Here is a 20,825-nt window from a genome sequence, read left to right on the forward strand (position 1 = left end):
CCAGGCGCGCCGGGACCCAGCGTCCCGGCGCCGCAACCGTTTAAGAAGGAATACGATCATGGCCGCTTTCACCGCCGCCGATGTCAAGAACCTGCGCGAGAAGACCGGCGCGGGCATGATGGATGCCAAGAAGGCTCTCGAAGCCTCCAACGGCGACATCGAGGCCGCGGTCGACGCGCTGCGCGCCAAGGGCCTTGCCACCGCCGCCAAGAAGTCGAGCCGCACCGCGGCCGAGGGTCTCGTCGGCGTGGCCGTCGAAGGCACGAAGGGCGTGGCCGTCGAAGTGAACTCGGAAACCGACTTCGTCGCCAAGAACGACCAGTTTCAAGACTTCGTCCGCAAGACGACCGAGGTCGCGCTGAACGAAGGCGCTGCCGACGTCGAGGCGCTGAAGGCAGCCGCCTATCCGGGTGGCGGCACCGTCGCCGAGAAGCTGACCGACAACGTCGCGACCATCGGCGAGAACCAGCAGGTCCGCCGCATCAAGCACGTCGAAGTGTCGAACGGCGTCGTCGTGCCTTACGTCCACAATGCCGCCGCGCCGAACCTCGGCAAGATCGGCGTGCTGGTGGCGCTCGAAAGCGAAGCCGATGCCGCCACGCTCGAGGCGCTCGGCAAGCAGCTCGCGATGCACATCGCCGCCGCGTTCCCGCAGGCGCTGAATGCCGACGGCCTCGACGCCGAAGTCATCGAGCGCGAGCGCAAGGTCGCTGCCGAAAAGGCCGCCGAAAGCGGTAAGCCCGCCGAAGTCCAGGCCAAGATGGTCGACGGCGCCATCGCCAAGTTCGCCAAGGAGAACGCTCTCCTCAGCCAGCTGTTCGTGATGGACAACAAGACCTCCATCAGCGACGTCGTGGCCAAGGTAGGCAAGGACGCCGGTTCGCCTATCGTGCTGAAGGACTACGTCCGCTTCCAGCTCGGCGAAGGCATCGAGAAGGAAGAAAGCGACTTCGCCGCCGAAGTCGCCGCGGCGGTCAAGGGCTGATCGCTCGGGCGCTGCGCCCTCGATCTTTGCTACCGTTCACGGCCGCCGGAGCGATCCGGCGGCCGTTTGCGTTGCGACAGGACGCACGTCGATCACCCATATCTCGGGCTGGGTGAACAGGCGAAACGGCAGTACGCTCGTTCCCAGGCCGGCGCTCGTGACGAGGGTGTTGCCGCGTTCGCGTATGACGCCGCAGGCATATTTGCCGCCGTATCGCGAGTTGGTGACCGGCGCGCCGCCCCACGGCCAGCCGATCTGTCCGCAGTGTGTGTGTCCGGCGAGCATCAGGCCCGTGTCCGCCGAGAGGCGCGGGAAGGGATCGGGACTGTGGCTGAGGACCACGCCGCCGCGCCCCATTCTGGCCAACTGTCCGGCGACCCGCCCGACCCGGGCATGGCCGGTATAGGCATCGTCGATCCCTGCCACCAGCAGGCCGCCGACGTTGGCGACCTCGTTGCGCAGCGTGCCTATGCCGATGCGCGCCAGTTCGCGTTCCAGTTCGCCTGCATCGCGCCAGTGGTCGTGATTGCCCGGCACCGCGAGCCGCACCGTGCGCCGGTCGAGACCGGCCAACGGGGCGACAGCCGCGCGGGTCGAATAGCGACGGGTGGCGAGCCAGCGATCGGTGACGAAGTCGCCTGCAAAGAGCACGAGATCGGGCTTCATCGCGTCGACCTCCGCCGCGATCCGCGCGAGCCGCGACGGCGGCATGTCGGGCGCTGCAACGTGCAGGTCGCTGAGGAGGACGATCCGGCGCGGATTCGCGGGACCGGCCGCCATGGGGACGGCTACAGACAGATGGCGGGTCACTGGGTCGCGCATCGTGTCGTGCCAGGCCCTCGCGACCAGCGTAACGGCAATCGCCGCGACGAGGACAGCCCAAAACCGCCATCCGGGCTTTCCCTTTGCTTGCCACATGCTTCATGGCTAAGGAGCCGCAACCCCAGTCGCAACACGGAAAAATCACGCCCCATGGCCTTGCCCCCGATGAAACGCGTGTTGCTCAAGCTTTCGGGCGAGGTGCTCATGGGCGGGCAGCAGTTCGGGATCGACCCGTCGTTCGTCATGGAACTGGCGAAGGAAGTGAAGGCCGCGAAAGAGACCGGCCTCGAAATCTGTCTCGTCATCGGCGGGGGCAACATCTTCCGCGGCATGGCCGGGGCGGCGCAGGGCATGGACCGCGCGCAGGCCGATTACATGGGTATGCTGGCCACCGTCATGAACGCGCTCGCGATGCAGAGCGCGCTCGAACAGCTCGGCGTGCAGACCCGCGTGCAGTCGGCCGTGCAGATGGACACGGTGTGCGAACCGGTGATCCGCCGGCGCGCCGAAAGGCACCTCGAGAAGGGGCGCGTGGTGATCTTCGCGGCCGGTGTCGGCGCCCCCTATTTCACGACCGACAGTGGCGCGGCGCTGCGCGCGGCCGAGATGCGCTGCGACGCGCTGCTCAAGGGCACCAGCGTCGACGGGGTGTACGACAGCGATCCGAAGACGAACCCGCAGGCGCAGCGTTTCGAAACCGTCACTTACGACAGGGTGCTGGCAGACAATCTCAAGGTGATGGACGCTTCCGCCGTCGCGCTGTGCCGCGACAACGGCATCCCGATCGTGGTCTTCTCGATCCGCGAACAGGGCAATCTGGCCAAGGTGCTGGAGGGGCGGGGTGTCCAGACGATAGTGCAAGGAAGCTGATCATGGCGAAATACGACAAGTCCGATATCGAACGCCGGATGAAGGGCGCGGTGGAAAGCCTGAAGGGCGACCTTTCGGGCCTGCGCACCGGGCGCGCGAATACCAGCCTGCTCGATCCCGTGGTGGTTGAGGTCTACGGCGCGATGATGCCGCTGAACCAGGTGGCGACCGTCTCCACGCCGGAGCCGCGCATGCTGAGCGTGCAGGTGTGGGACAAGTCGAACCTCACCGCGGTCGAGAAGGGGATCGCCAAGTCGAACCTGGGGCTCAATCCGATGATCGACGGCCAGACTCTGCGCCTGCCGTTGCCCGACCTCACCGAGGAGCGTCGCAAGGACCTCGCCAAGATCGCCGGCGAATACGGCGAGAAGGCCAAGATCGCGATCCGCAACGTCCGGCGCGACGGGATGGAAGCACTGAAGGACGACGAGAAGAAGAAGGACATCTCCGAGGACGACCGCAAGCGGTCGGAGGACGAAGTCCAGAAACTGACCGACGCGCACGTCGCCGACACCGACAAGGCGGTCGAGGCGAAGGTGAAGGAAATCCTCTCGCAGTGACGCGGCGGGGAATCGGAGACGGTTGATGGGCGAGGGGGCGGAGGGCGCGCGCCACGTCGCCATCATCATGGACGGCAACGGTCGCTGGGCGAAGGCCCGGCACTTGCCGCGCGCCATCGGCCACCAGCGCGGGGTGGAGGCGGTGCGCAAACTCGTGCGCAGCCTCAAGGACACATCGATCGAGTGCCTGACACTCTATGCCTTCAGTTCCGAGAACTGGAAGCGCCCGGAGGACGAGGTCGGCGATCTCATGAACCTGATGCGCAAGTTCGTGAAATCGGACCTGCCGGAGTTCATATCGAACGATGTGAAGCTGCACATTCTCGGGGATTGGCGGGGACTTGCGCCCGATATCGTCGAAATGCTCGAGGATGCGCTGGAACGCACCAGCAACGGGTCGCGCACGCTGGCGGTGGCCCTCAACTACGGCTCGCAGCAGGAGATCGCGCGGGCCGCGAGCGCCGCGGCGCGGGAAGGCGACATCACGCCCGACGCCATTGCGCGGCATCTCGATACCGCGGCGCTGCCGCCGCTCGACCTGCTGATCCGAACCAGCGGGGAGGTGCGGCTGTCGAACTTCCTGCTATGGCAATGCGCCTATGCCGAGATGATGTTCGTCGATACGCTGTGGCCCGATTTCACGCCCGCTCATCTTGCGGAAGCGCTCGAACAATTCGCGGGTCGGGAGAGACGATATGGCGGACGTTGAGCCGGCAGAAACCCCCGCTCCGGCGAAGAAGAGCGACCTTCCCGTTCGGCTGGCTTCCGCCATCATCATGCTGGCGGTGGCGGTCACGGCGCTGGTTTTCGGCGGCAGGATCTTTGCCGGTTTCGTCGTTTGCGTCACTCTTGCGGCATTCGCCGAATTTGTCCTGCTCATCGTCGGGGCGACCCGCAACATACCCTACCGGCTGGCGGCCATCGTGGCCGGCGCGCTCTATTTCGCGGCCGCGGCGGGCGTGCTGGCGGGGGCGGGCGATTTTCTCGTCGTTCTCATAGTCGGCGCAGTCGTCTTCACCGATACCTTCGCCTATTTCGTCGGTCGCGCCGTCGGCGGACCCAAGGTCGCCCCGTCGATCAGCCCGTCGAAGACATGGGCTGGCCTTTTCGGCGGCATGGTCGGCGCGGCGCTCTGGGTCGTCCTGTGGGTGGTGTCGATCGACGGCGGGATCGTCGGCCCGCGGTTCGAACTCGGCTTGGCACTGAGCGCAGAAAATTTGGGGTACGCGGCATTGCTGGGCGCCGGGCTCGCGATACTAGCGCAAATGGGCGACTTTTTCGAAAGCTGGCTCAAGCGCCGTGCGGGGGTGAAGGATTCCTCGAAGCTCATCCCCGGTCACGGCGGCGTGTTCGACCGGATCGATGGGATGATTCCCGTCGCGATCGCGGTCGGCATCCTCGGCTGGATGTGGGCCAACTGATGCGGACGCTGACCGTTCTGGGCGCGACCGGTTCGGTCGGGGCATCGACCCTCGACCTAGTTCGTCGCAACCGTGATCAATGGCGTGTGGTCGCGCTGACCGCGAACTGCAATGTCGAGGAACTCGCCGCGCTCGCACGCGAATTCGGCGCCGCCATCGCGGTCGTTGCCGACGAAAGCTGCCTGCCCGCCTTGCGCGAGGCGCTTTCGGGCACCGGCATCGAGACGGCCGGCGGCGCGGAGGCGCTGGTGGATGCGGCATCGCGCGAAGCGGACGTCACCGTCGCAGCAATCGTCGGCTGCGCTGGCCTCGCCCCGACGATGGCGGCGATCGAGCAAGGACGCACGGTCGCGCTCGCCAACAAGGAGGCGCTGGTATCCGCGGGCGAGGTGATGACCGCCGCCGTCGCGAAGCACGGCGCGATTTTGCTGCCGGTCGATAGCGAGCACAACGCGATCTTCCAGTGCCTTGCCGGAAACCGGATCGAGGACGTGCGCAGGATCACCCTAACCGCCAGCGGCGGGCCCCTGCGGACATGGAGCCAGGCCCGGCTCGACGCGGCGACCCCGGCTGAGGCCGTCGCCCATCCCAACTGGGACATGGGCGCGAAGATCAGCGTCGATTCCGCCACCATGATGAACAAGGGGCTGGAATTCATCGAGGCGCACCACCTGTTTGCGGTCGGCCTGGAAAAGATCGGCATCGTGGTCCACCCGCAAAGCGTGATCCATTCGATGGTCGAATATCGCGACGGGTCCACGCTCGCGCAGCTCGGCCCCAGCGACATGCGGGTTCCGATCGCGAGCTGCCTGGCATGGCCCGGCCGGATGGACACGCCGATGGACCCGCTCGACCTGGCGGCCATCGGCAGCCTGACGTTCGAGGCACCCGACGAGGTTCGCTTCCCCGCGACGCGCCTCGCGCGCGAGGCCGCGCAGGCGGGCGGCGCGGCGCCGGCGGTACTCAACGCCGCGAACGAGATCGCGGTCGCCGCTTTCCTCGCCGGCAAGATTGCGTTCACCCGGATCGCCGTAACGGTCGAGCGGACCTTGGATCGCTCGCTCCCTTCCGCGCCGCAGACGCTCGACGATGTGCTCGCCGTCGATGCCGAGGCGAGGGCATGGGCGGGCGCATTGCTGGAGACGACCTGACTTGATCGAATCGCCGCCTTTCTGGCTCTACATCGTCGGGTTCCTGTTGCTGCTGGGACCTCTCGTGACGGTTCACGAATTCGGACACTACCTCGTCGGCCGGCTGTTCGGCGTGGGGGTGGAAGCGTTCTCGGTCGGCTTCGGGAAGGAAGTCGCGGGCTTCACCGACCGGCGCGGCACCCGCTGGAAGCTGTCGCTGCTGCCGCTGGGCGGATACTGCCAGTTCAAGGGCGACATGAACCCCGCCAGCATCCCCGATGCCGACGCGATTGCAGCGATGGGGCCGGGCGACCGGGACGGCAGCTTCCATCATGCCCCGCTGTGGCAGCGCGCGCTCATCGTGGCCGCCGGACCGGTGACCAACCTGATCGTGGCGCTCGCCATTTTCGCCACCTTCAACGCATCGTACGGCCGGGTGGAGGCACCGCCGGTGATCGACCGCTTCGCTGAAGGGTCGGTGGCCCAAGCCGCCGGGCTCCAGATCGGCGACCGCGTGGTCGCGCTCGACGGCGCCCCTGTGGACGACTTCATGACCATCAAGCAGGAGGTCGCACTCTATCCGGGCAAGCGGATGGTGCTGACCGTCGAGCGCGACGGGGCAAGGCAGGACATACCTCTGACCACCGGATCGACCACGGTCAGTGACAAGTTCGGCAACGAATCGCGCATCGGCCTTCTGGGCATCTATGCGGTCGAACCGCGGATGGTGCCGATGGGGCTGGGCGAGGCGGTGAGCCATGCATTCGTTCAGAGCGGTCAGGTCATCGATATGATGATCGTCGGCGTCGGGCAGATCGTCACCGGTCAGCGATCGGTCGAAGAATTGGGCGGGCCGATCAAGATCGCGAAGTATTCGGGCGAGCAGCTCAGCCTCGGCCCGCAGGCGTTCGTATGGTTCGCCGCGCTGATCTCGCTTAATTTGGCATTCATCAACCTGTTGCCAATTCCTGCCCTCGACGGAGGACACCTGGCTTTCTACGCGGCCGAAGCGGTCCGCCGGAAACCCATCGGTGCTCGCGGTCAGGAAATGGCGTTCCGTGCCGGCGTGGCGGTAATCCTCGCGCTGATGCTGTTCGTTACGATAAACGACCTGCTGTCGCTGCCGATCTTCGGCCGGTAGCGGGCGAAACACGAGGATCGCTCGCGGGCACAATACCCTTGCGCCGCTTGATCGGGGACCTGCTATCGGGCAAGGGGCGGCGCACCTGCCGCCGGACGCCCGGTGCGGCAATCGGCGCACGGCACATCTATTCCCGCGCACGACTAAAACTGGATTTGGACGGAGTCCCTTCTCGATGATGGCACGCGACGCTGACACCCCTCAGGGGGCCGGCACAAGCACCCGCCCGGCGGCCAGGCTCATGCTGGCGCTACTCGGCGGAACGGTGCTCGGCGGAATGCCGACGCCCGCCGCGGCGCAGGATACCGCGCCCGCCACCGCGGCTCCGGCTCCGGTCGCGCCGGCAGCCGCGACCCCGCAGGGCGATACAATCCGCACCATCGGCGTATCGGGGGCCCAGCGGCTCGAGCCCCAGACGATCATCAGCTACATTCGCCTGCGCCCGGGTCAGGTCTACACCCAGGCCGCCGCCGACCAGGCACTGAAGGATCTGTACGCGACCGAGCTGTTCTCGAACGCGAGCATCGTGAACAACAACGGCGAAGTCGTGATAACCGTGGTCGAGAACCCGGTGATCAACCGCATCGTGCTGGAGGGCAACAAGCGGCTGAAGGAGGACAAGATCCTCCCCGAGATCCGCCTCGCCCCGCGCCAGATCTTCACCCGGTCGAAGGTTCGTGCCGACGTGGCGCGCATCGTCGAACTCTACAAGCGGCAGGGCCGCTTCGCCGCGACGGTCGAACCCAAGATGGTCGAACTGTCGCAGAACCGCGTCGATGTGGTTTTCGAGATCGACGAGGGTCCCAAGTCCAAGGTCCGCCAGATCAACATTCTCGGCAACGAGGCGTTCTCCGACGGCGAGCTGCGCAGCGAGATGGTGACGAAGGTGTCGAGCCTTCGCAATATCCTGTCGTCGGGTACCAGCTACGATCCGGATCGCCTCGCGTTCGACCAGCAGAAGCTGCGCCAGTTCTACCTGACCAACGGCTACGCCGACTTCCGCGTCGTGTCCGCCGTCGCCGAGCTGACGCCCGACAAGCGCGACTTCATCATCACCTACGTGGTCGAGGAAGGCGAGCGATACAAGTTCGGCGATCTCGCCGTGAAGAGCGAGCTGCGCGATTTCAATCAGGACGCGCTCGAGCGCAACCTTCCGATGAAGACCGGCGACTGGTACGATGCCAAGTCGGTCGAGGACACCAGCGAGCAGTTCACCGAGCTGGCCGGTACCTTCGGCTACGCCTTCGCCGACGTCGAGCCCGAGTTCCGCCGGAACAAGGAAGACCTCACGATGGACGTTACGTTCGTCCTGAAGGAGGCGCCGCGCGTCTATGTCGAGCGGGTCGACGTCAACGGCAACACGCTGACGCAGGACAAGGTCATCCGCCGCGAATTCCGCATCCTGGAAGGCGACGCGTTCAACTCGCTGCAGGTGAAGCGGTCGGAAAACCGCATCAGGTCGCTGGGATACTTTCAGGAGAACTTCGAGATCGCACAGCGGCAGGGCACCACGCCCGACCGCATCGCGCTCGAGGCCAACGTGGAAGAGCAGGCGACCGGCCAGCTGCAGCTGTCGGCGGGCTTCTCCTCGATCGAGAGCTTCATCCTCGCCGCCTCGATCCAGCAGCGCAACTTCCGCGGCCGCGGCCAGACGGTCGGCGCGGGCGTGAACTACTCGCGCTATTCCAAGAGCGCGAACCTGAGCTTCGCCGAACCCTACGTGTTCGACCGCAACATCTCGGCGGGCGTCGACATCTACCGGCGCGATCTCAACAGTTTCAACTACCTCAACAACGATCGCAACACGACCTTCCAGCAGACCACCACCGGCGGCCAGCTGCGGCTCGGCGTGCCGCTGACCGAGTACATGTCGGCGATCGGCAGCTACACGCTGAACTTTGACGACGTGTCACTCGACCAGTCGCAGTTCTTCACCGACCGGCAGACCCCGGGCCTGCTGGAATGCGATCCACTGCTGGCGGGCCGCTACCTGTGCGAAGCGGTGGGCAAGCGCACCAGTTCGATCCTTGGCCTGACGCTGGCCTACGATTCGCTCGACAGCCGCCTGCGCCCGACGAGGGGCCGCTCCGCCTCGATCACCGGCGAGTTCGCCGGGCTCGGCGGGTCGGTGAAGTACGCCCGCGTGCGCGCCAACGCGGCGCAGTACTTCCCGCTCGGCAAGGGGTTCATTTTCGGGCTCCGCGCGGAAGGCGGCGCGATCAAGGGGCTGGGCGGCGACAGCGTGCAGTTGACCGACCGCTTCTTCCTCGGCGAACCGCAGATGCGTGGTTTCGACATCCGCGGCGTCGGCCCGCGCGTGCTGCGCCAGCCGATCGTCGATTCGGATGGCGACGGGGTTCCCGAGATCATCACCGATCGCAACCGGGTGTCGGACGACGCGCTGGGCGGTAATTACTACTACCTCGGCCGCGCAGAACTTGAAATTCCGCTCGGAAGCTCGGTCAAGGAACTCGGCCTTCGTCCGTCGGTCTTCGTCGATGTCGGGGCGTTGTGGGGCGCGCGCAATCCGCAGCTCCAAAACAGCCCGTTTCCGGGCGGGATCAACTTCGCCCAGCGCGACGCAGCGGGCAATCCGCTGTTCACGCAGGTCGTTACGAACGCCGACGGCACGACCTCGACCACGATCGTGACCACCCCGACGGCGCCGAACGGCACGGCGAACACGCCGCTGCTCAACAACATCGCGCCTTTCCAGGAAGTCTATCTCGGCGACACGCCGTCGCCGCGCGTTTCGGTCGGCATCGGCGTCAACTGGAATTCGCCCTTCGGTCCGTTCAGGATCGATTTTGCCCAGGTCCTGTTGAAGCAGCCCGGTGACGACACCAAGCGCTTCACGTTCAACGTAGGAACTCAATTCTGATGAACACCTTCACCAAGTCCCTCCTCGCCGCCGGCGTCGCAATCGCCGCCGTCTCGCCGATCGCCGCAGCGCCCGCCGCCGCGCAGGTGGTCAAGGGCATTGGCGTCGTCAGCCTGCCGGCGGTCGTCGCCAACTCCAACGCTTACAAGACCGCCGAGCAGCAGCGCCCGGTGACCTACAAGGCGCAGTACGACCAGGCCGAGGCGCGCCGCAACGCCATCGCCGCGCAAATCCAGCCGCTGATCACCAAGTTCAACGCCGACCGGCAAGCGAACGCCAACAACCCGGCGCTCGCCAATCAGGCGCAGGCGATCCAGCAGATCCAGCAGTCGGGCCAGCAGGAACTGCAGCAGCTCGTCCAGCCCATCGCGCTCAGCCAGGCCTACGTGACCGAGCAGATCGAGGACAAGCTCGACGCCGCGGTGCAGAACGCCGCGAAGCGCAAGAACATTCAGCTGATCCTCGACCCGACGCAGGGTGCTGTGCTCTATGCTGACGCGGCGTACAACATCACGCAGGACGTGCTGAACGAACTCAACACCCTGCTGCCGAGCGCGCAGCTCGTCCCGCCGCAGGGCTGGCAGCCGCGCCAGATCCGCGAACAGCAGGCCGCCGCCGCTGCCGCCACCGGCACGCAGCCAACCGCTCCGGCGACCAATCCGCCGGCCGCCACCGGCCGCTAAGCCGCGAAGACGGGGGCAGGGCCAATGAGCGAGGACAAGGCGGGCAGCCCGGATACGGGCGGCTACGACATCCGCAAGGTGCTCAAGGCCCTGCCGCACCGCTATCCGCTGCTGCTGGTCGACCGGGTGAAGTCGATCGACCTGGGCGAGCGGATCCACGCGGTGAAGGCCGTCTCGATGAACGAGCAGTTCTTCCAGGGACACTTCCCGGGCCGACCGATCATGCCGGGCGTCCTGCAGATCGAGGCACTGGCGCAGGCCGCCGGCGTTCTCGGCATCGAGACGTTCGAGCTTGCCGGCACGGGCAAGTTGGTCATCTTCATGGCCATCGAGAACGCCAAGTTCCGCAGCCCCGTCGAGCCGGGCTGTCTGCTCGACCTCGAGGTGGAGTTCACCCGCAAGTCGACCCGCGTCTGCAAGTTCAAGGGCCGCGCGAGCGTCGACGGCAATACGACGTGCGACGTCGAGTTCACAGCGATGATCGCGGACGCGCCGGCGGATTGACGCGGCTTGCTTTTCCTGCGCGCCCCCGCTAACCGCGCGCCTTTCCCACCACAGCTGGACCGGTCGGAACCGTTCCGAGGCTACGGAGACTTGCGATGAAGACCGAGGGTCACCCCGACTACCACACCATCACGGTCAAGATGACCGACGGCACCGAGTTCCAGACGCGCTCGACCTGGGGGTCGGAAGGCGACGTGATGACGCTGGAAATCGATCCGACCAGCCACCCGGCCTGGACCGGCGGCAAGCAGCAGCTTCAGGAAGGTGGCCGCGTGGCCGCGTTCAACAAGCGCTTCGGCGGGCTCAGCCTCAAGAAGTAAGCGGCGCTTGCGGCGAATCGAACGGGGCGGTCCTGCGGGGCCGCCCTTTTCGTTTCATACCGGCTCCAGGGGGCGGCGCGGGCCTTCGGGCAACCGGATTTCGATCATATCACCCCTCGCGATCAGTCCGCCTGTCTCGACGATACCCATCACCCCGCACTTGCGCACGAGCGAACCGTCGGACCGTTTGTCGATCATCTGCGCGAGCAGCCCTGGCATGAACGCTTCGATCTGCCGGCAGGGGTTGCGCAGTCCGGTAATGCGAATCACCGCGCCACCGATTGTCAGGCGGGCACCCTCTGGCAAACCCAACAGGTCTATCCCGCGCGTCAGCACGTTTTCGCCGAGGTCTCCGGCCCGCAACGCGAACCCCTTGGCGGACAACTCGTCGAACAGTTCGGCATGGATCAGGTGTACTTGGCGCAGGTTCGGCTGGGTGGGATCGATCCGTACCCGCGAAAGGTGCTGGACGGTTGCGCCTTCGTGCGCATCACCCTCGACCCCGAGCCCCTCGACGAGCGTCAGGTGGTCGCACGGCTCCTTCGAGAACCCGTGCCGGCCGCTCATCGCAAGTCCGGCGACATGGGCGCCCGTCACCATCCCCACGGCTTTTCGCGATACCATTTCGTGATGACGTACTTCACGCCCTTCCGCACTTTCATGCCATGGTGGAGGGTGTTGGGATTGGGGCGGCCATCGGGGCGCATGTTGTTCCACGCCAACAGCTTGCCCGCTTCGGGCTGGACGATCTTCTTCACGGTGCCGAATCGGGTGCCGCCGCCGGCCTCCACCTCGTTGAGGTAAATCATGAAGGTCCAGGTCCGTTGTCCCGCGACCGAGCAGTACTTATGCCAGTCGGCGCCGCCGGGCTCGAAATAGTCGGTGTGTGCCTTGAATTCCTGCCCCACGGCGTAACGCTGGCCCTGCACGGGCTCGCCATAGGCCGGATCGATGCGATTGAACGCGACGAGTCGCGCTTCGAGGTCCTGCACCGCCGGTTCGGCCGGATCGAGATCGCAGGTTTCGCTGGTCCGGAAGTACTGATCTCCGTTCGCATCGGCGATCGTCGAGGGGCGGCGGTTCGCATCGATCAGCTCGATCAGGCGCGCACAGGTCTCGGTTGGCAGAAAGGCGCGCTGCTGGAAGAGTTCGAGTTTCGCGAAGGGCGAGCGCTGCACGCCGGGCGAGGCGAGCAGGATGGCAGCGGAAGATTCGCCGGGGCCGAGCATGGCCGCGCGATAGGACAGTTGGCCGCGCGAAACAATCTTGCGTCGGCGAGTGTCTGGCGCAGTTTTCGCTTTGCAAATCGCCTGCTGCGTGCAACAGGCGCTCGCCCCTGTCGGAACCGCCTTGACGGACCGAAACGCGCGTCTAAGGCCCAGCGCCTCATGGCATGCCCGGGGCATGTGGCGATCGTAGCTCAGTTGGTTAGAGCGCCGGTTTGTGGTACCGGAGGTCGCGGGTTCGGATCCCGTCGATCGCCCCATTTTCCCCGTATTTGCCGCACGATAGCAGCGCGATACGGGGCGACATTTCCATGACGGCTTTCTGGACCGAAGCGGATTACGACGATCACGAACTGGTCGAGGTCGTACGCGACGCGAAATCCGGCCTGACCGCGATCGTCGCGCTGCATTCCACGCATCTCGGCCCCGGCGCTGGCGGCACCCGGTTCTGGCATTACCCCGATCCCAAGGACGGCCTGCGCGACGCGCTGCGGCTGAGCCGCGGGATGAGCTACAAGAACGCGATGGCGGGGCTCCCCATGGGGGGCGGCAAGGCCGTGATCCTGGCGGACGAAGACCGGACCAAGACGCCCGAGCTGCTCGCCGCGTTCGGCGACGCGGTCGATGCGCTGGGCGGCAAGTACGTGACCGCCGAGGACGTGGGCATCAGCGAAGCCGACATGGTCGCCGTGTCGCAGCGCACCAGTTATGTATCGGGCCTGCCGGTGGGTGAGGGGCAGGCGGGCGGCGATCCGGGCCCGTTCACCGCGATGGGCATCTATCACGGTATCAAGGCGGCGGTCGCGCACAAGATGGGCCGCGACGATCTGGGCGGCGTGCGGGTGGCGCTGCAGGGTACCGGTAGCGTCGGCGGCGGTGTGGCCCGCCTTCTGGCGAAAGACGGCGCGAAGCTCGTCGTCGCCGACGTCGACGAAGCGCGGGCGAAGACGCTGGCAAAGGAAGTCGGCGGCGAGGCGGTGGCGCCCGAACAGATCATGTCGGTCGCCTGCGACGTGTTCAGCCCCAATGCGCTGGGCGCGATCCTTGACGAGGAAGGCATCGCCCGGCTCGACTGCACCATCGTGGCGGGCGGGGCGAACAATCAGCTCGCCCGGCCTCAGCACGGCAAGCTGCTGGCGGAGCGCGGCATCCTCTACGCTCCCGACTACGTCATCAACGCCGGCGGCATCATCTCGGTCGCGCTGGAGTACCTATGCCGGACGGACGGCAACCCGTGCGACATCAACGAGGTGCGCAAGCGCATCGCGCTGATCCCCGAGCGGTTGAAGGCGATTTGGCAGGAAAGCGACGAAACCGGCGTGTCGGCCGATGTCGTCGCCGACCGGATGGCCCAGAAGCTGATCGGTCGCTAGAAACCGCCCGATCGCGGGCCGCGGGGGCCGGTTATCCTTGCCCCTGTCCGGGGCTGCCCGTAAGGCGGCACCGACGGTCATTCGATGCACGGTTTTGCCAATCCCACCCGCTTCCTGAAGCTCGCCCGGCCGCTGACGCCGTGGCTTCTGGGTGCGGGTCTCCTGCTCGCGGGCGGAGCCCTCGCGTGGGGTTTCGCGGCTGCGCCGGCCGAACGCCTGCAGGGTGAGACGGTGCGCATCCTATACGTTCACGTACCTGCCGCCTGGCTGGGCATGGCGGGATGGACCGCGATCGCCGGCGCGAGTCTGGCCGAGATCGTCTGGCGCCATCCGCTGGCCGCCATCGCGGGCCGTGCTGTGGCAGTGCCGGGCGCATTCTTCGCCGCGCTTTGCCTTGCCACCGGATCGTTGTGGGGCCGGCCCGCGTGGGGCACGTGGTGGGAATGGGACGGGCGGCTGACCAGCATGCTGGTGCTGCTGTTCCTGTACCTGGGCTACATAGCGCTGGCGGGCGCGACCGCGCGCGAGGGCGGGTCGAGCCGGATACCCGCAATCTTCGGCATCGTGGGCGTGGTGAACGTCCCGATCATCCATTTTTCGGTCCTGTGGTGGTCGTCGATCCACCAGCCGCCCAGCATCTCGACCGGCGGGTCCGCGATGGCAGCCGAATTCCTTGTGCCATTGCTCGTCGCCACGCTCGGCTTCACGCTGCTGTTCGCGGCTGTCGTGCTCATGCGGATGCGCGCGCTGATCGCCGAGACACAGGCCGAGGCGCGGCTGCGCCGCCGCGCGCGGGACGCCGGCTGATGCGCGAGATGCTCGACCCCTGGCCGTTCGTGTGGGCTGCCTATGCTCTCGGCATCGCGGGCACTCTGGCGCTCGTCGGCTGGAGCTGGTTGGCGATGCGCCGCGCCGAACGCCGCCGGGACGGAGAACGCCGATGACCGCCGCAGAGCGCCGTCTCGCCCCCAAGCACCAGCGTCTGGCGCTGGTCGTCGGCGCGCTCGTGGTGCTGATTTTCGCCGCCGTGCTCGCCACATGGGCGCTGCGCAGCCAAGCGAGCCTGTTCTACGTGCCCAGCCAGATCGTGAAGGACCCGCCCGCCGCAGGGCACGCAGTGCGCCTCGGCGGGATGGTGGAGACGGGATCGCTCGTCACCCGCGAAGACGGGGTCACGATCGACTTCGTGGTGGGCGACGGCACGGCCCGCGTGCCCGTGCGCTATTCCGGCATCGTGCCCGACCTGTTCGTGGAAGGCTCGGGCGTGGTCGCGGAAGGCCGGATGCAGGCGAACGGAACGTTCTTCGCCGATACCCTTCTCGCGAAGCACGACGAGAACTACGTGCCCCGGGAACTGGAAGACATGACCGCCGCCCAGAAAAAGGCCATGGTGGCCGAGACTACCCGGTGATCGCCGAGTTGGGTCTCGCCGCACTGTGGATGGCCGCGGCGCTCGCCGCGCTGCAACTGGTGTCAGGGGTCCTTGCGGCCCGGTCCGACAATCTCGAAATCGCCGCGACGGTCCGGCCGGCGGCGGTGATGCAGGGCGTCCTCTGCGCGTTTTCGTTCGCGATGCTGGTGTGGCTGTTCGCGCGCACCGACCTGTCGGTGAAACTGGTGGCGGCCAATTCGCATTCGCTGAAGCCGATGATCTACAAGCTCGCCGGATCGTGGGGCAACCACGAAGGCTCGATGCTGCTGTGGGTCACGGTAATGGGGGCGGCCGGCGGTCTCATCGCCCTGCTCGAGCGGCGGTTGCCCGAGCGTACGATGCAGGCGACGCTGGCGACGCAGGGTTTCGTCGCACTGGGTTTCTACGCCTTCCTGTTGTTCAGCTCCAACCCGTTCGAGCGGTTGCCGATGCCCGCGGTGGAGGGCAATGGCCTCAATCCGCTGCTGCAGGACATCGGCCTCGCGTTCCACCCGCCCACGCTCTACCTCGGGTATGTCGGGCTGTCGGTGGCGTTCAGCTTCGCGGTCGGCGCACTGGTGACGCGGGCGGTGACGCCGGACTTCGCCCGCGCGATGCGGCCATGGGTGCTGGGGGCATGGATTTTCCTCACCGTGGGCATCACGGCGGGGAGTTACTGGGCATACTACGAGCTCGGCTGGGGCGGCTGGTGGTTCTGGGACCCGGTCGAGAACGCTAGTCTGATGCCATGGCTGGCAGCGACCGCGCTGCTCCATTCGGTCTCGGTCCTCGCGGCGCGCGATGCATTAAGGGCCTGGACGATCATGCTGGGGGTCGTCGCGTTCTCGATGAGCATGGTGGGCACCTTCCTCGTGCGCTCGGGCATCCTCACGAGCGTACACGCCTTCGCAGTCGATCCGGAGCGAGGCACGTTCATCCTCGTGCTTCTGGCGATCTATATCGGCGGGGCGCTGGCGGTCTTCGGCCTGCGGGCGGGCACGATCTCCGAAGGCGAACGGTTCGCGCTGGTGAGCCGCGAGGGCGCGCTGGTGGTAAACAACGTGCTGTTGTCGGCGATCCTCGGCGTCGTGCTGCTCGGCACGCTCTATCCGCTGCTGACCGAGGCGTTCGGGGTGCGGGTATCGGTCGGTCCGCCCTATTTCGATCCGGTAGGCGCGCTCTTCGTGGTGCCGATGCTGCTGGTCATGGCGGCCGGGCCGTTCCTGCGCTGGCGGCGCGACCGCGTGGGCCGGGTGCAGAAGCCACTGATCTTGGCGGGCGTCGTCGCGATTGCAGCGTTCGTCGCTGCCATCGCGAGCGGTATCGGCGTGCTGCCCATCCTCGGGCTGGCTCTGGGTGCAGGCTTGGCGGTGGCAAGCGTATTGCCCCTGCGCGGACGCAATCTGCGGCGATTGCCGCTGGCCACATGGGGCATGGTTATCGCACATCTCGGCATCGCGCTGTCGCTGCTCGGCATGGCGAGCGACAGCGCCTATTCGCTGGAGAAACTGGCGGCGGTCGCGGTCGGCGATGTTACGGGAGTGGGCCCGTGGCAGATCCAGCTTGCCGCGGTCGAGCCAGTGTCTGGCCCCAACTGGACCGCGCTCGAGGCGAACCTCCTCGCCAGCTATCGCGGCGGTGAGCCGATCACGCTCGCACCGCAGGCGCGCAGTTTCTGGCAGCCCGTGCAGGAAACCACCGAAAGCGCGCTGGCTACGCGCTGGAACGGCCAGCTCTACGCCGTGCTCGGCAAGGCGGCGGAGGGCGGTCGCTGGCAGGTGCGCTTGTGGTGGAAGCCGTTCGTGACGCTGATCTGGCTGGGCGGCATGATGATTGCGCTGGGCGGGCTTCTCGCGCTGCTCGGCCGCCTGCGCGACGACCTGCGCCGGCGGACGGTCCAGCGCAAGGCGGCGGAGCGGCGGGCCGACCGGGCGGAGTTGACGGCATGAGGGGATGGCGCTTCTTCGTGCCGCTGGGGCTGTTTTCGCTGTTCGTCGGCATCGCCGGATATCAACTGACGCAGCCTCGTGAAGAGTTCGTCGAATCGGCGATGATCGGTCAGCCGATGCCGCAGTTCGCCATGCGCGCTGCCGTTCCGGATCGCCCGGGCGTATCGCTGGCCGATCTGAAGGACGGCAAGCCCAAGCTCGTGAACATTTTCGCCAGCTGGTGCGTCCCGTGCGCTGCCGAGGCGCCGCAACTCGCCGCACTCGAGGCGCGCGGTGCGACCATTGTCGGTATCGCGATCCGCGACCGGCCGGAAGACGTCGCCGCGTTCCTGCAGCGCTACGGCAATCCCTACACCCGCATCGGCGCGGACGACGTCAGCGAACTGCAACTCGCCATCGGCAGTTCGGGCGTGCCGGAAACCTTCGTCGTCGATGGCAATGGGATCATCCGCTTCCAGCACATCGGCGACATCCGTGAGAACCAGGTCGACATGATACTGGAGAAACTGCGCGAGGCGGGCGCGTGAGGGTCGCCGCGGCGTTCTTCCTTGCCGTCGCAGCGCTGCCGCTGGCGGCGCAGGATTCGATGCCGCCAGCGCCCTATGCCTATCGCCAGCTCGACGACCCGGGGCTGGAGGCGCGGGCGCAGGGCCTCATGGAATCGCTGCGTTGCCTCAAGTGCCAGTCGCAGAACATCGCCGACAGCGATGCCCCGATGGCGGGCGATATGCGTCACCAGGTCCGCACCCGCATCGCGGCCGGTGAGGAACCGGAGGCGATCCGCGCGTGGATGATGCAGCGCTACGGCGACTATGTCAGCTACGCACCGGTCGTCAGCCGCACGACCTGGCCGCTGTTCGCGGGGCCGATCGTGTTGTTGGTGCTGGCTGGCGGTCTGCTTTGGCGACGGTTCGGGACGCGGCGATGACGTTCGTTCCCGTTATCGTGCTGGCGGCGCTGACCTTCGCTTTCGCGGCGCTCGCCCTGCGGCTGCCAAAGAGCGGCTGGGCGCTGACCGGGGCGGCGCTGCTCGCGGGTCTTGCGGGATACGCCCTCCAAGGATCGCCGGGACAGGCCGGGGCACCGAAGGCCGCGGTCCGCAACCTTTCGCGCGAAGGCGAGACGCTCGTCGAGACCCGGCGCGCGCTGTTCGGGCCGATTCCGGACAATCGCTTCGTAACCGTGGCCGACGGGTTCGCCCGCCGTGGCCAGTTCGGCGATGCGGCGGGAATCCTGCGCGGTGCGATCGACCGGTCGCCGCGCGATCCCGAAGCCTGGCTTGCGCTCGCCATCGCGCTGACCGAACAGGCGGACGGGCGACTGACCCCCGCCGCGCTGTTCGCCTACGATCGCGCACAGCGCTTCGCACCCGGCAATCCGGGGCCTAGCCTCTTCCTCGGCGTGTCGCTTATCCGGTCGGGCCGTTTGCCCGAGGCGCGGGTGCTGTGGGCCGAGATGCTGGCCAACGCCCCTGCCGATGCGCCATGGCGCGCGGCCATGCAGGAGCGGCTGGACCGTCTCGACAACCTCCTGGCTGAAACCGGCGCCCGGTAACATGGCGCAATTTGCGCGTGATTGCGGGCCGGAGTTGCCGGTGCTAAGCGCCGCCGCCTTCATGGCAGGGATCGATTCCTAAATGAGCCAGCCGCACTTGAACGGTGCTGGGGGCGAGAAGACCGCTAGCGCCAAGGTAAAACTGGCCGTCGGCGCGATCGGCATCGTCTTCGGCGACATCGGCACGAGCCCGATCTACGCTTTCCGCGAAACCTTCGTCGGGCATCATCCCCTGACGCTCGACACGCTGCATCTGATGGGGGTGGTCAGCCTGATCTTCTGGGCGATGACGATCATCGTCTCGATCCAGTATGTCACGATCCTGATGCGCGCCGACAACAAGGGGCAGGGCGGCACACTGGCGCTGGTCGCGCTGATCTCCCAGAAGATCGGCGGTACGAGCCGCGGATGGATTGCGATCATGCTGGGCGTCTTCGCGACCGCGCTGTTCTACGGCGACAGCATGATCACGCCGGCGGTGTCGGTGCTGTCGGCGGTCGAAGGCCTGACGACGGTGGAATCGAGCCTTGCGCCTTTCGTGATCCCCATCGCGCTCGTGCTGCTGATCGCCCTGTTCCTGCTGCAGCGGCGCGGAACCGGCACCATCGGCAAGCTGTTCGCACCGATCATGCTGACCTACTTCGCCACGCTGGCGGGGCTCGGCATCTATCACATATCCGGCAATATCGGCGTGCTCGAAGCGCTGAACCCGTGGTACGCGGTGCAATTCTTCATGACCGACAAGCTCCTCGGTTTCCTTGCGCTGGGATCGGTCGTCCTTGCTGTCACCGGGGCCGAGGCACTCTATTCCGACATGGGGCATTTCGGACGCGGTCCCCTGCGCATCGGCTGGTTCGGCTTCGTCATGCCCTGTCTGCTGCTCAATTACTTCGGCCAGGCGGCGATGATCATGAATCTCGAAGCCTCGGCCGCGGCGGAGGCGATCAAGAACCCCTTCTTCGTCATGGCGAGCGAGAGTTTCCGACTACCGCTGGTTCTGCTGGCGACTTGCGCCACCTTCATCGCCAGCCAGGCCGTCATCACCGGTGCGTTTTCGGTGACGCAGCAGGCGATCCAGCTCGGTTTCATCCCCCGCTTGTCGATCCTTCACACCAGCGAGACCGAGCATGGCCAGATCTACATCCCGTTCGTGAACTGGGTGCTCATGATCGCGGTCATCCTGCTCGTCGTCACCTTCCGCAATTCGTCGAACCTTGCGAGCGCGTACGGTATCGCGGTGACGGGCGCGATGCTGATCGACACCTGCCTGATGGCGGTGCTGTTCGTGGCCGTATGGCGGTGGAAGCTGTGGTCGGCGCTCGCGGTGGCGGCAGTCTTCTTCCTGGTCGACGGCAGCTTCTTCGGTGCAAACCTGCCCAAGGTGCCCGACGGCGGCTGGTTCCCCCTGCTGGTCGGCGCCATCGCGTTCACCCTGCTGACGACATGGGCGCGCGGGCGCAAGCTGATGCGCGACCGGATGAGCGAGGTGGCCCTGCCGATCGCGATCTTCGCAAAGAGCGCGCGCAATTCGGCGACCCGCGTGCCCGGGACGGCGATCTTCATGGCGTCCACCAGCGGCGGCGTGCCGAGCGCGCTGCTCCACAACATCAAACACAACAAGGTGCTGCACGAGCGTGTCGTCATCCTGACCGTGCAGATCGCCGACGTGCCCTATGTCGATCCGGCCGAACGGTTCGAAATCTCTTCGGTTGGCGACGGCCTCTACCGCGCGATCCTGCACTACGGCTTCATGGAGGAGACCGATGTGCCGGCCGCACTCAAGGGCATGGATCAGTGCGGCGGCATGTTCGACATGATGCAGACCAGCTTCTTCCTCAGCCGCCAGACGCTCATCGCCAGCAAGCGGCCGGGCATGGCAATCTGGCGCGAGAAGCTGTTTGCCTGGATGCTGCGCAATTCGGCGACCGCGATGGCGTTCTTCCGGCTGCCGTCGAACCGGGTGGTCGAACTCGGTAGCCAGGTTGAAATCTGAAT

At 66.5% G+C, this 20,825-nt stretch carries 23 protein-coding genes and 1 tRNA gene; 21 read left to right on the plus strand and 3 right to left on the minus strand.

Annotation, left to right across the window (positions count from 1 at the left end; all coding sequences use genetic code 11):
* Window positions 1-58 precede the first annotated feature (58 nt).
* Window positions 59-985 (plus strand): translation elongation factor Ts, encoded by a 927-nt coding sequence (gene tsf / locus D4766_RS11625; protein WP_120717593.1) that lies wholly within the window; start codon window positions 59-61, stop codon window positions 983-985.
* Window positions 986-1,021: 36 nt separating this feature from the next.
* Here the strand turns inward: tsf and D4766_RS11630 are convergent, their stop codons facing one another.
* On the minus strand, window positions 1,022-1,903 hold the full coding sequence (locus D4766_RS11630; RefSeq protein ID WP_120717594.1) for a metallophosphoesterase: 882 nt from the start codon (window positions 1,901-1,903) through the stop codon (window positions 1,022-1,024).
* Between the two features lie 54 nt (window positions 1,904-1,957).
* Here D4766_RS11630 and pyrH point away from each other — a divergent pair, with 54 nt between their 5' ends.
* From pyrH to rpmE, 10 genes are all read left to right on the plus strand, one after another.
* The gene (gene pyrH, locus D4766_RS11635) at window positions 1,958-2,677 is read left to right on the plus strand and encodes a UMP kinase (protein ID WP_120717595.1); all 720 of its coding nucleotides are present in this window, start codon (window positions 1,958-1,960) and stop codon (window positions 2,675-2,677) included.
* A 2-nt stretch (window positions 2,678-2,679) separates the two neighbouring features.
* Complete coding sequence (frr, locus tag D4766_RS11640; protein WP_120717596.1) at window positions 2,680-3,237, plus strand: ribosome recycling factor; 558 nt, start codon at window positions 2,680-2,682, stop codon at window positions 3,235-3,237.
* Window positions 3,238-3,262: 25 nt separating this feature from the next.
* Entirely contained in the window at window positions 3,263-3,946 is a 684-nt protein-coding gene (gene uppS / locus D4766_RS11645) for a polyprenyl diphosphate synthase (RefSeq protein ID WP_120717597.1), read from the plus strand.
* On the plus strand, window positions 3,933-4,658 hold the full coding sequence (locus tag D4766_RS11650) for a phosphatidate cytidylyltransferase (protein ID WP_120717598.1): 726 nt from the start codon (window positions 3,933-3,935) through the stop codon (window positions 4,656-4,658). Before uppS ends, D4766_RS11650 begins: the two co-directional genes overlap by 14 nt.
* Entirely contained in the window at window positions 4,658-5,809 is a 1,152-nt protein-coding gene (locus D4766_RS11655; RefSeq protein WP_120717599.1) for a 1-deoxy-D-xylulose-5-phosphate reductoisomerase, read from the plus strand. The genes D4766_RS11650 and D4766_RS11655 overlap by 1 nt, the downstream gene beginning before the upstream one ends.
* Before the next feature lies 1 nt (window position 5,810).
* Window positions 5,811-6,929, plus strand: coding sequence for an RIP metalloprotease RseP (gene rseP, locus D4766_RS11660; protein ID WP_234024798.1), 1,119 nt, complete (start codon window positions 5,811-5,813; stop codon window positions 6,927-6,929).
* Window positions 6,930-7,104: 175 nt separating this feature from the next.
* Window positions 7,105-9,810 (plus strand): outer membrane protein assembly factor BamA, encoded by a 2,706-nt coding sequence (bamA, locus tag D4766_RS11665; protein WP_407701494.1) that lies wholly within the window; start codon window positions 7,105-7,107, stop codon window positions 9,808-9,810.
* Entirely contained in the window at window positions 9,810-10,493 is a 684-nt protein-coding gene (locus tag D4766_RS11670; RefSeq protein WP_120717601.1) for an OmpH family outer membrane protein, read from the plus strand. The genes bamA and D4766_RS11670 overlap by 1 nt, the downstream gene beginning before the upstream one ends.
* A gap of 24 nt (window positions 10,494-10,517) precedes the next feature.
* Window positions 10,518-10,997: a 3-hydroxyacyl-ACP dehydratase FabZ gene (gene fabZ / locus D4766_RS11675; protein ID WP_120717602.1), complete on the plus strand. Its 480-nt coding sequence runs from the start codon at window positions 10,518-10,520 to the stop codon at window positions 10,995-10,997.
* Between the two features lie 95 nt (window positions 10,998-11,092).
* A complete protein-coding gene (rpmE, locus tag D4766_RS11680; RefSeq protein WP_120717603.1) occupies window positions 11,093-11,317 on the plus strand; it encodes a 50S ribosomal protein L31 in 225 nt (74 codons plus the stop codon).
* 54 nt (window positions 11,318-11,371) lie between these two features.
* Here rpmE and D4766_RS11685 read toward each other — a convergent pair whose 3' ends face one another.
* Complete coding sequence (locus tag D4766_RS11685; RefSeq protein ID WP_120717604.1) at window positions 11,372-11,917, minus strand: MOSC domain-containing protein; 546 nt, start codon at window positions 11,915-11,917, stop codon at window positions 11,372-11,374.
* Window positions 11,911-12,546, minus strand: a complete 636-nt coding sequence (locus D4766_RS11690) for a prolyl hydroxylase family protein (protein ID WP_120717605.1) — start codon at window positions 12,544-12,546, stop codon at window positions 11,911-11,913. The genes D4766_RS11685 and D4766_RS11690 overlap by 7 nt, the downstream gene beginning before the upstream one ends.
* Before the next feature lie 180 nt (window positions 12,547-12,726).
* Here D4766_RS11690 and D4766_RS11695 point away from each other — a divergent pair.
* The 10 genes from D4766_RS11695 to D4766_RS11740 all read left to right on the plus strand — a co-directional run bounded on the left by D4766_RS11695 (window position 12,727) and on the right by D4766_RS11740 (window position 20,823).
* A tRNA-His gene (locus D4766_RS11695) sits at window positions 12,727-12,803 on the plus strand.
* 51 nt (window positions 12,804-12,854) lie between these two features.
* Window positions 12,855-13,916: a Glu/Leu/Phe/Val family dehydrogenase gene (locus D4766_RS11700; RefSeq protein WP_120717606.1), complete on the plus strand. Its 1,062-nt coding sequence runs from the start codon at window positions 12,855-12,857 to the stop codon at window positions 13,914-13,916.
* Between the two features lie 84 nt (window positions 13,917-14,000).
* A complete protein-coding gene (gene ccmC, locus D4766_RS11705) occupies window positions 14,001-14,723 on the plus strand; it encodes a heme ABC transporter permease CcmC (RefSeq protein WP_120717607.1) in 723 nt (240 codons plus the stop codon).
* Window positions 14,723-14,860 carry a heme exporter protein CcmD gene (locus D4766_RS11710; protein ID WP_120717608.1) on the plus strand — a complete coding sequence of 46 codons (138 nt, stop codon included), beginning with the start codon at window positions 14,723-14,725 and terminating at the stop codon, window positions 14,858-14,860. Before ccmC ends, D4766_RS11710 begins: the two co-directional genes overlap by 1 nt.
* Window positions 14,857-15,327, plus strand: coding sequence for a cytochrome c maturation protein CcmE (ccmE, locus tag D4766_RS11715; RefSeq protein ID WP_120717609.1), 471 nt, complete (start codon window positions 14,857-14,859; stop codon window positions 15,325-15,327). Before D4766_RS11710 ends, ccmE begins: the two co-directional genes overlap by 4 nt.
* Window positions 15,324-17,276: a heme lyase CcmF/NrfE family subunit gene (locus tag D4766_RS11720; RefSeq protein ID WP_120717610.1), complete on the plus strand. Its 1,953-nt coding sequence runs from the start codon at window positions 15,324-15,326 to the stop codon at window positions 17,274-17,276. The genes ccmE and D4766_RS11720 overlap by 4 nt, the downstream gene beginning before the upstream one ends.
* On the plus strand, window positions 17,273-17,803 hold the full coding sequence (locus tag D4766_RS11725) for a DsbE family thiol:disulfide interchange protein (protein ID WP_120717611.1): 531 nt from the start codon (window positions 17,273-17,275) through the stop codon (window positions 17,801-17,803). The genes D4766_RS11720 and D4766_RS11725 overlap by 4 nt, the downstream gene beginning before the upstream one ends.
* Window positions 17,804-17,862: 59 nt before the next feature.
* Window positions 17,863-18,204, plus strand: coding sequence for a cytochrome c-type biogenesis protein (locus tag D4766_RS11730; protein WP_120718210.1), 342 nt, complete (start codon window positions 17,863-17,865; stop codon window positions 18,202-18,204).
* Window positions 18,201-18,830 (plus strand): tetratricopeptide repeat protein, encoded by a 630-nt coding sequence (locus D4766_RS11735; RefSeq protein ID WP_120717612.1) that lies wholly within the window; start codon window positions 18,201-18,203, stop codon window positions 18,828-18,830. Before D4766_RS11730 ends, D4766_RS11735 begins: the two co-directional genes overlap by 4 nt.
* Before the next feature lie 82 nt (window positions 18,831-18,912).
* A complete protein-coding gene (locus D4766_RS11740; RefSeq protein WP_120717613.1) occupies window positions 18,913-20,823 on the plus strand; it encodes a potassium transporter Kup in 1,911 nt (636 codons plus the stop codon).
* The last annotated feature ends 2 nt before the right edge of the window (window positions 20,824-20,825 follow it).

It is taken from the genome of Tsuneonella amylolytica (assembly GCF_003626915.1).
Classification (GTDB): Bacteria; Pseudomonadota; Alphaproteobacteria; order Sphingomonadales; family Sphingomonadaceae; genus Tsuneonella; species Tsuneonella amylolytica.

Coding starts and splice junctions, on each gene's coding strand:
- D4766_RS11630 (WP_120717594.1), bottom strand. CDS start 1,903: ATGTGGCAAGCAAAGGGAAAGCCCGGATGGCGGTTTTGGGCTGTCCTC.
- frr (WP_120717596.1), top strand. CDS start 2,680: ATGGCGAAATACGACAAGTCCGATATCGAACGCCGGATGAAGGGCGCG.
- ccmE (WP_120717609.1), top strand. CDS start 14,857: ATGACCGCCGCAGAGCGCCGTCTCGCCCCCAAGCACCAGCGTCTGGCG.
- D4766_RS11730 (WP_120718210.1), top strand. CDS start 17,863: ATGCCGCCAGCGCCCTATGCCTATCGCCAGCTCGACGACCCGGGGCTG.
- tsf (WP_120717593.1), top strand. CDS start 59: ATGGCCGCTTTCACCGCCGCCGATGTCAAGAACCTGCGCGAGAAGACC.
- D4766_RS11710 (WP_120717608.1), top strand. CDS start 14,723: ATGCGCGAGATGCTCGACCCCTGGCCGTTCGTGTGGGCTGCCTATGCT.
- D4766_RS11670 (WP_120717601.1), top strand. CDS start 9,810: ATGAACACCTTCACCAAGTCCCTCCTCGCCGCCGGCGTCGCAATCGCC.
- D4766_RS11655 (WP_120717599.1), top strand. CDS start 4,658: ATGCGGACGCTGACCGTTCTGGGCGCGACCGGTTCGGTCGGGGCATCG.
- uppS (WP_120717597.1), top strand. CDS start 3,263: ATGGGCGAGGGGGCGGAGGGCGCGCGCCACGTCGCCATCATCATGGAC.
- D4766_RS11700 (WP_120717606.1), top strand. CDS start 12,855: ATGACGGCTTTCTGGACCGAAGCGGATTACGACGATCACGAACTGGTC.
- ccmC (WP_120717607.1), top strand. CDS start 14,001: ATGCACGGTTTTGCCAATCCCACCCGCTTCCTGAAGCTCGCCCGGCCG.
- D4766_RS11690 (WP_120717605.1), bottom strand. CDS start 12,546: ATGCTCGGCCCCGGCGAATCTTCCGCTGCCATCCTGCTCGCCTCGCCC.
- D4766_RS11650 (WP_120717598.1), top strand. CDS start 3,933: ATGGCGGACGTTGAGCCGGCAGAAACCCCCGCTCCGGCGAAGAAGAGC.
- bamA (WP_407701494.1), top strand. CDS start 7,105: ATGATGGCACGCGACGCTGACACCCCTCAGGGGGCCGGCACAAGCACC.
- fabZ (WP_120717602.1), top strand. CDS start 10,518: ATGAGCGAGGACAAGGCGGGCAGCCCGGATACGGGCGGCTACGACATC.
- D4766_RS11735 (WP_120717612.1), top strand. CDS start 18,201: ATGACGTTCGTTCCCGTTATCGTGCTGGCGGCGCTGACCTTCGCTTTC.
- D4766_RS11685 (WP_120717604.1), bottom strand. CDS start 11,917: ATGGTGACGGGCGCCCATGTCGCCGGACTTGCGATGAGCGGCCGGCAC.
- rpmE (WP_120717603.1), top strand. CDS start 11,093: ATGAAGACCGAGGGTCACCCCGACTACCACACCATCACGGTCAAGATG.
- D4766_RS11740 (WP_120717613.1), top strand. CDS start 18,913: ATGAGCCAGCCGCACTTGAACGGTGCTGGGGGCGAGAAGACCGCTAGC.
- D4766_RS11725 (WP_120717611.1), top strand. CDS start 17,273: ATGAGGGGATGGCGCTTCTTCGTGCCGCTGGGGCTGTTTTCGCTGTTC.
- pyrH (WP_120717595.1), top strand. CDS start 1,958: ATGGCCTTGCCCCCGATGAAACGCGTGTTGCTCAAGCTTTCGGGCGAG.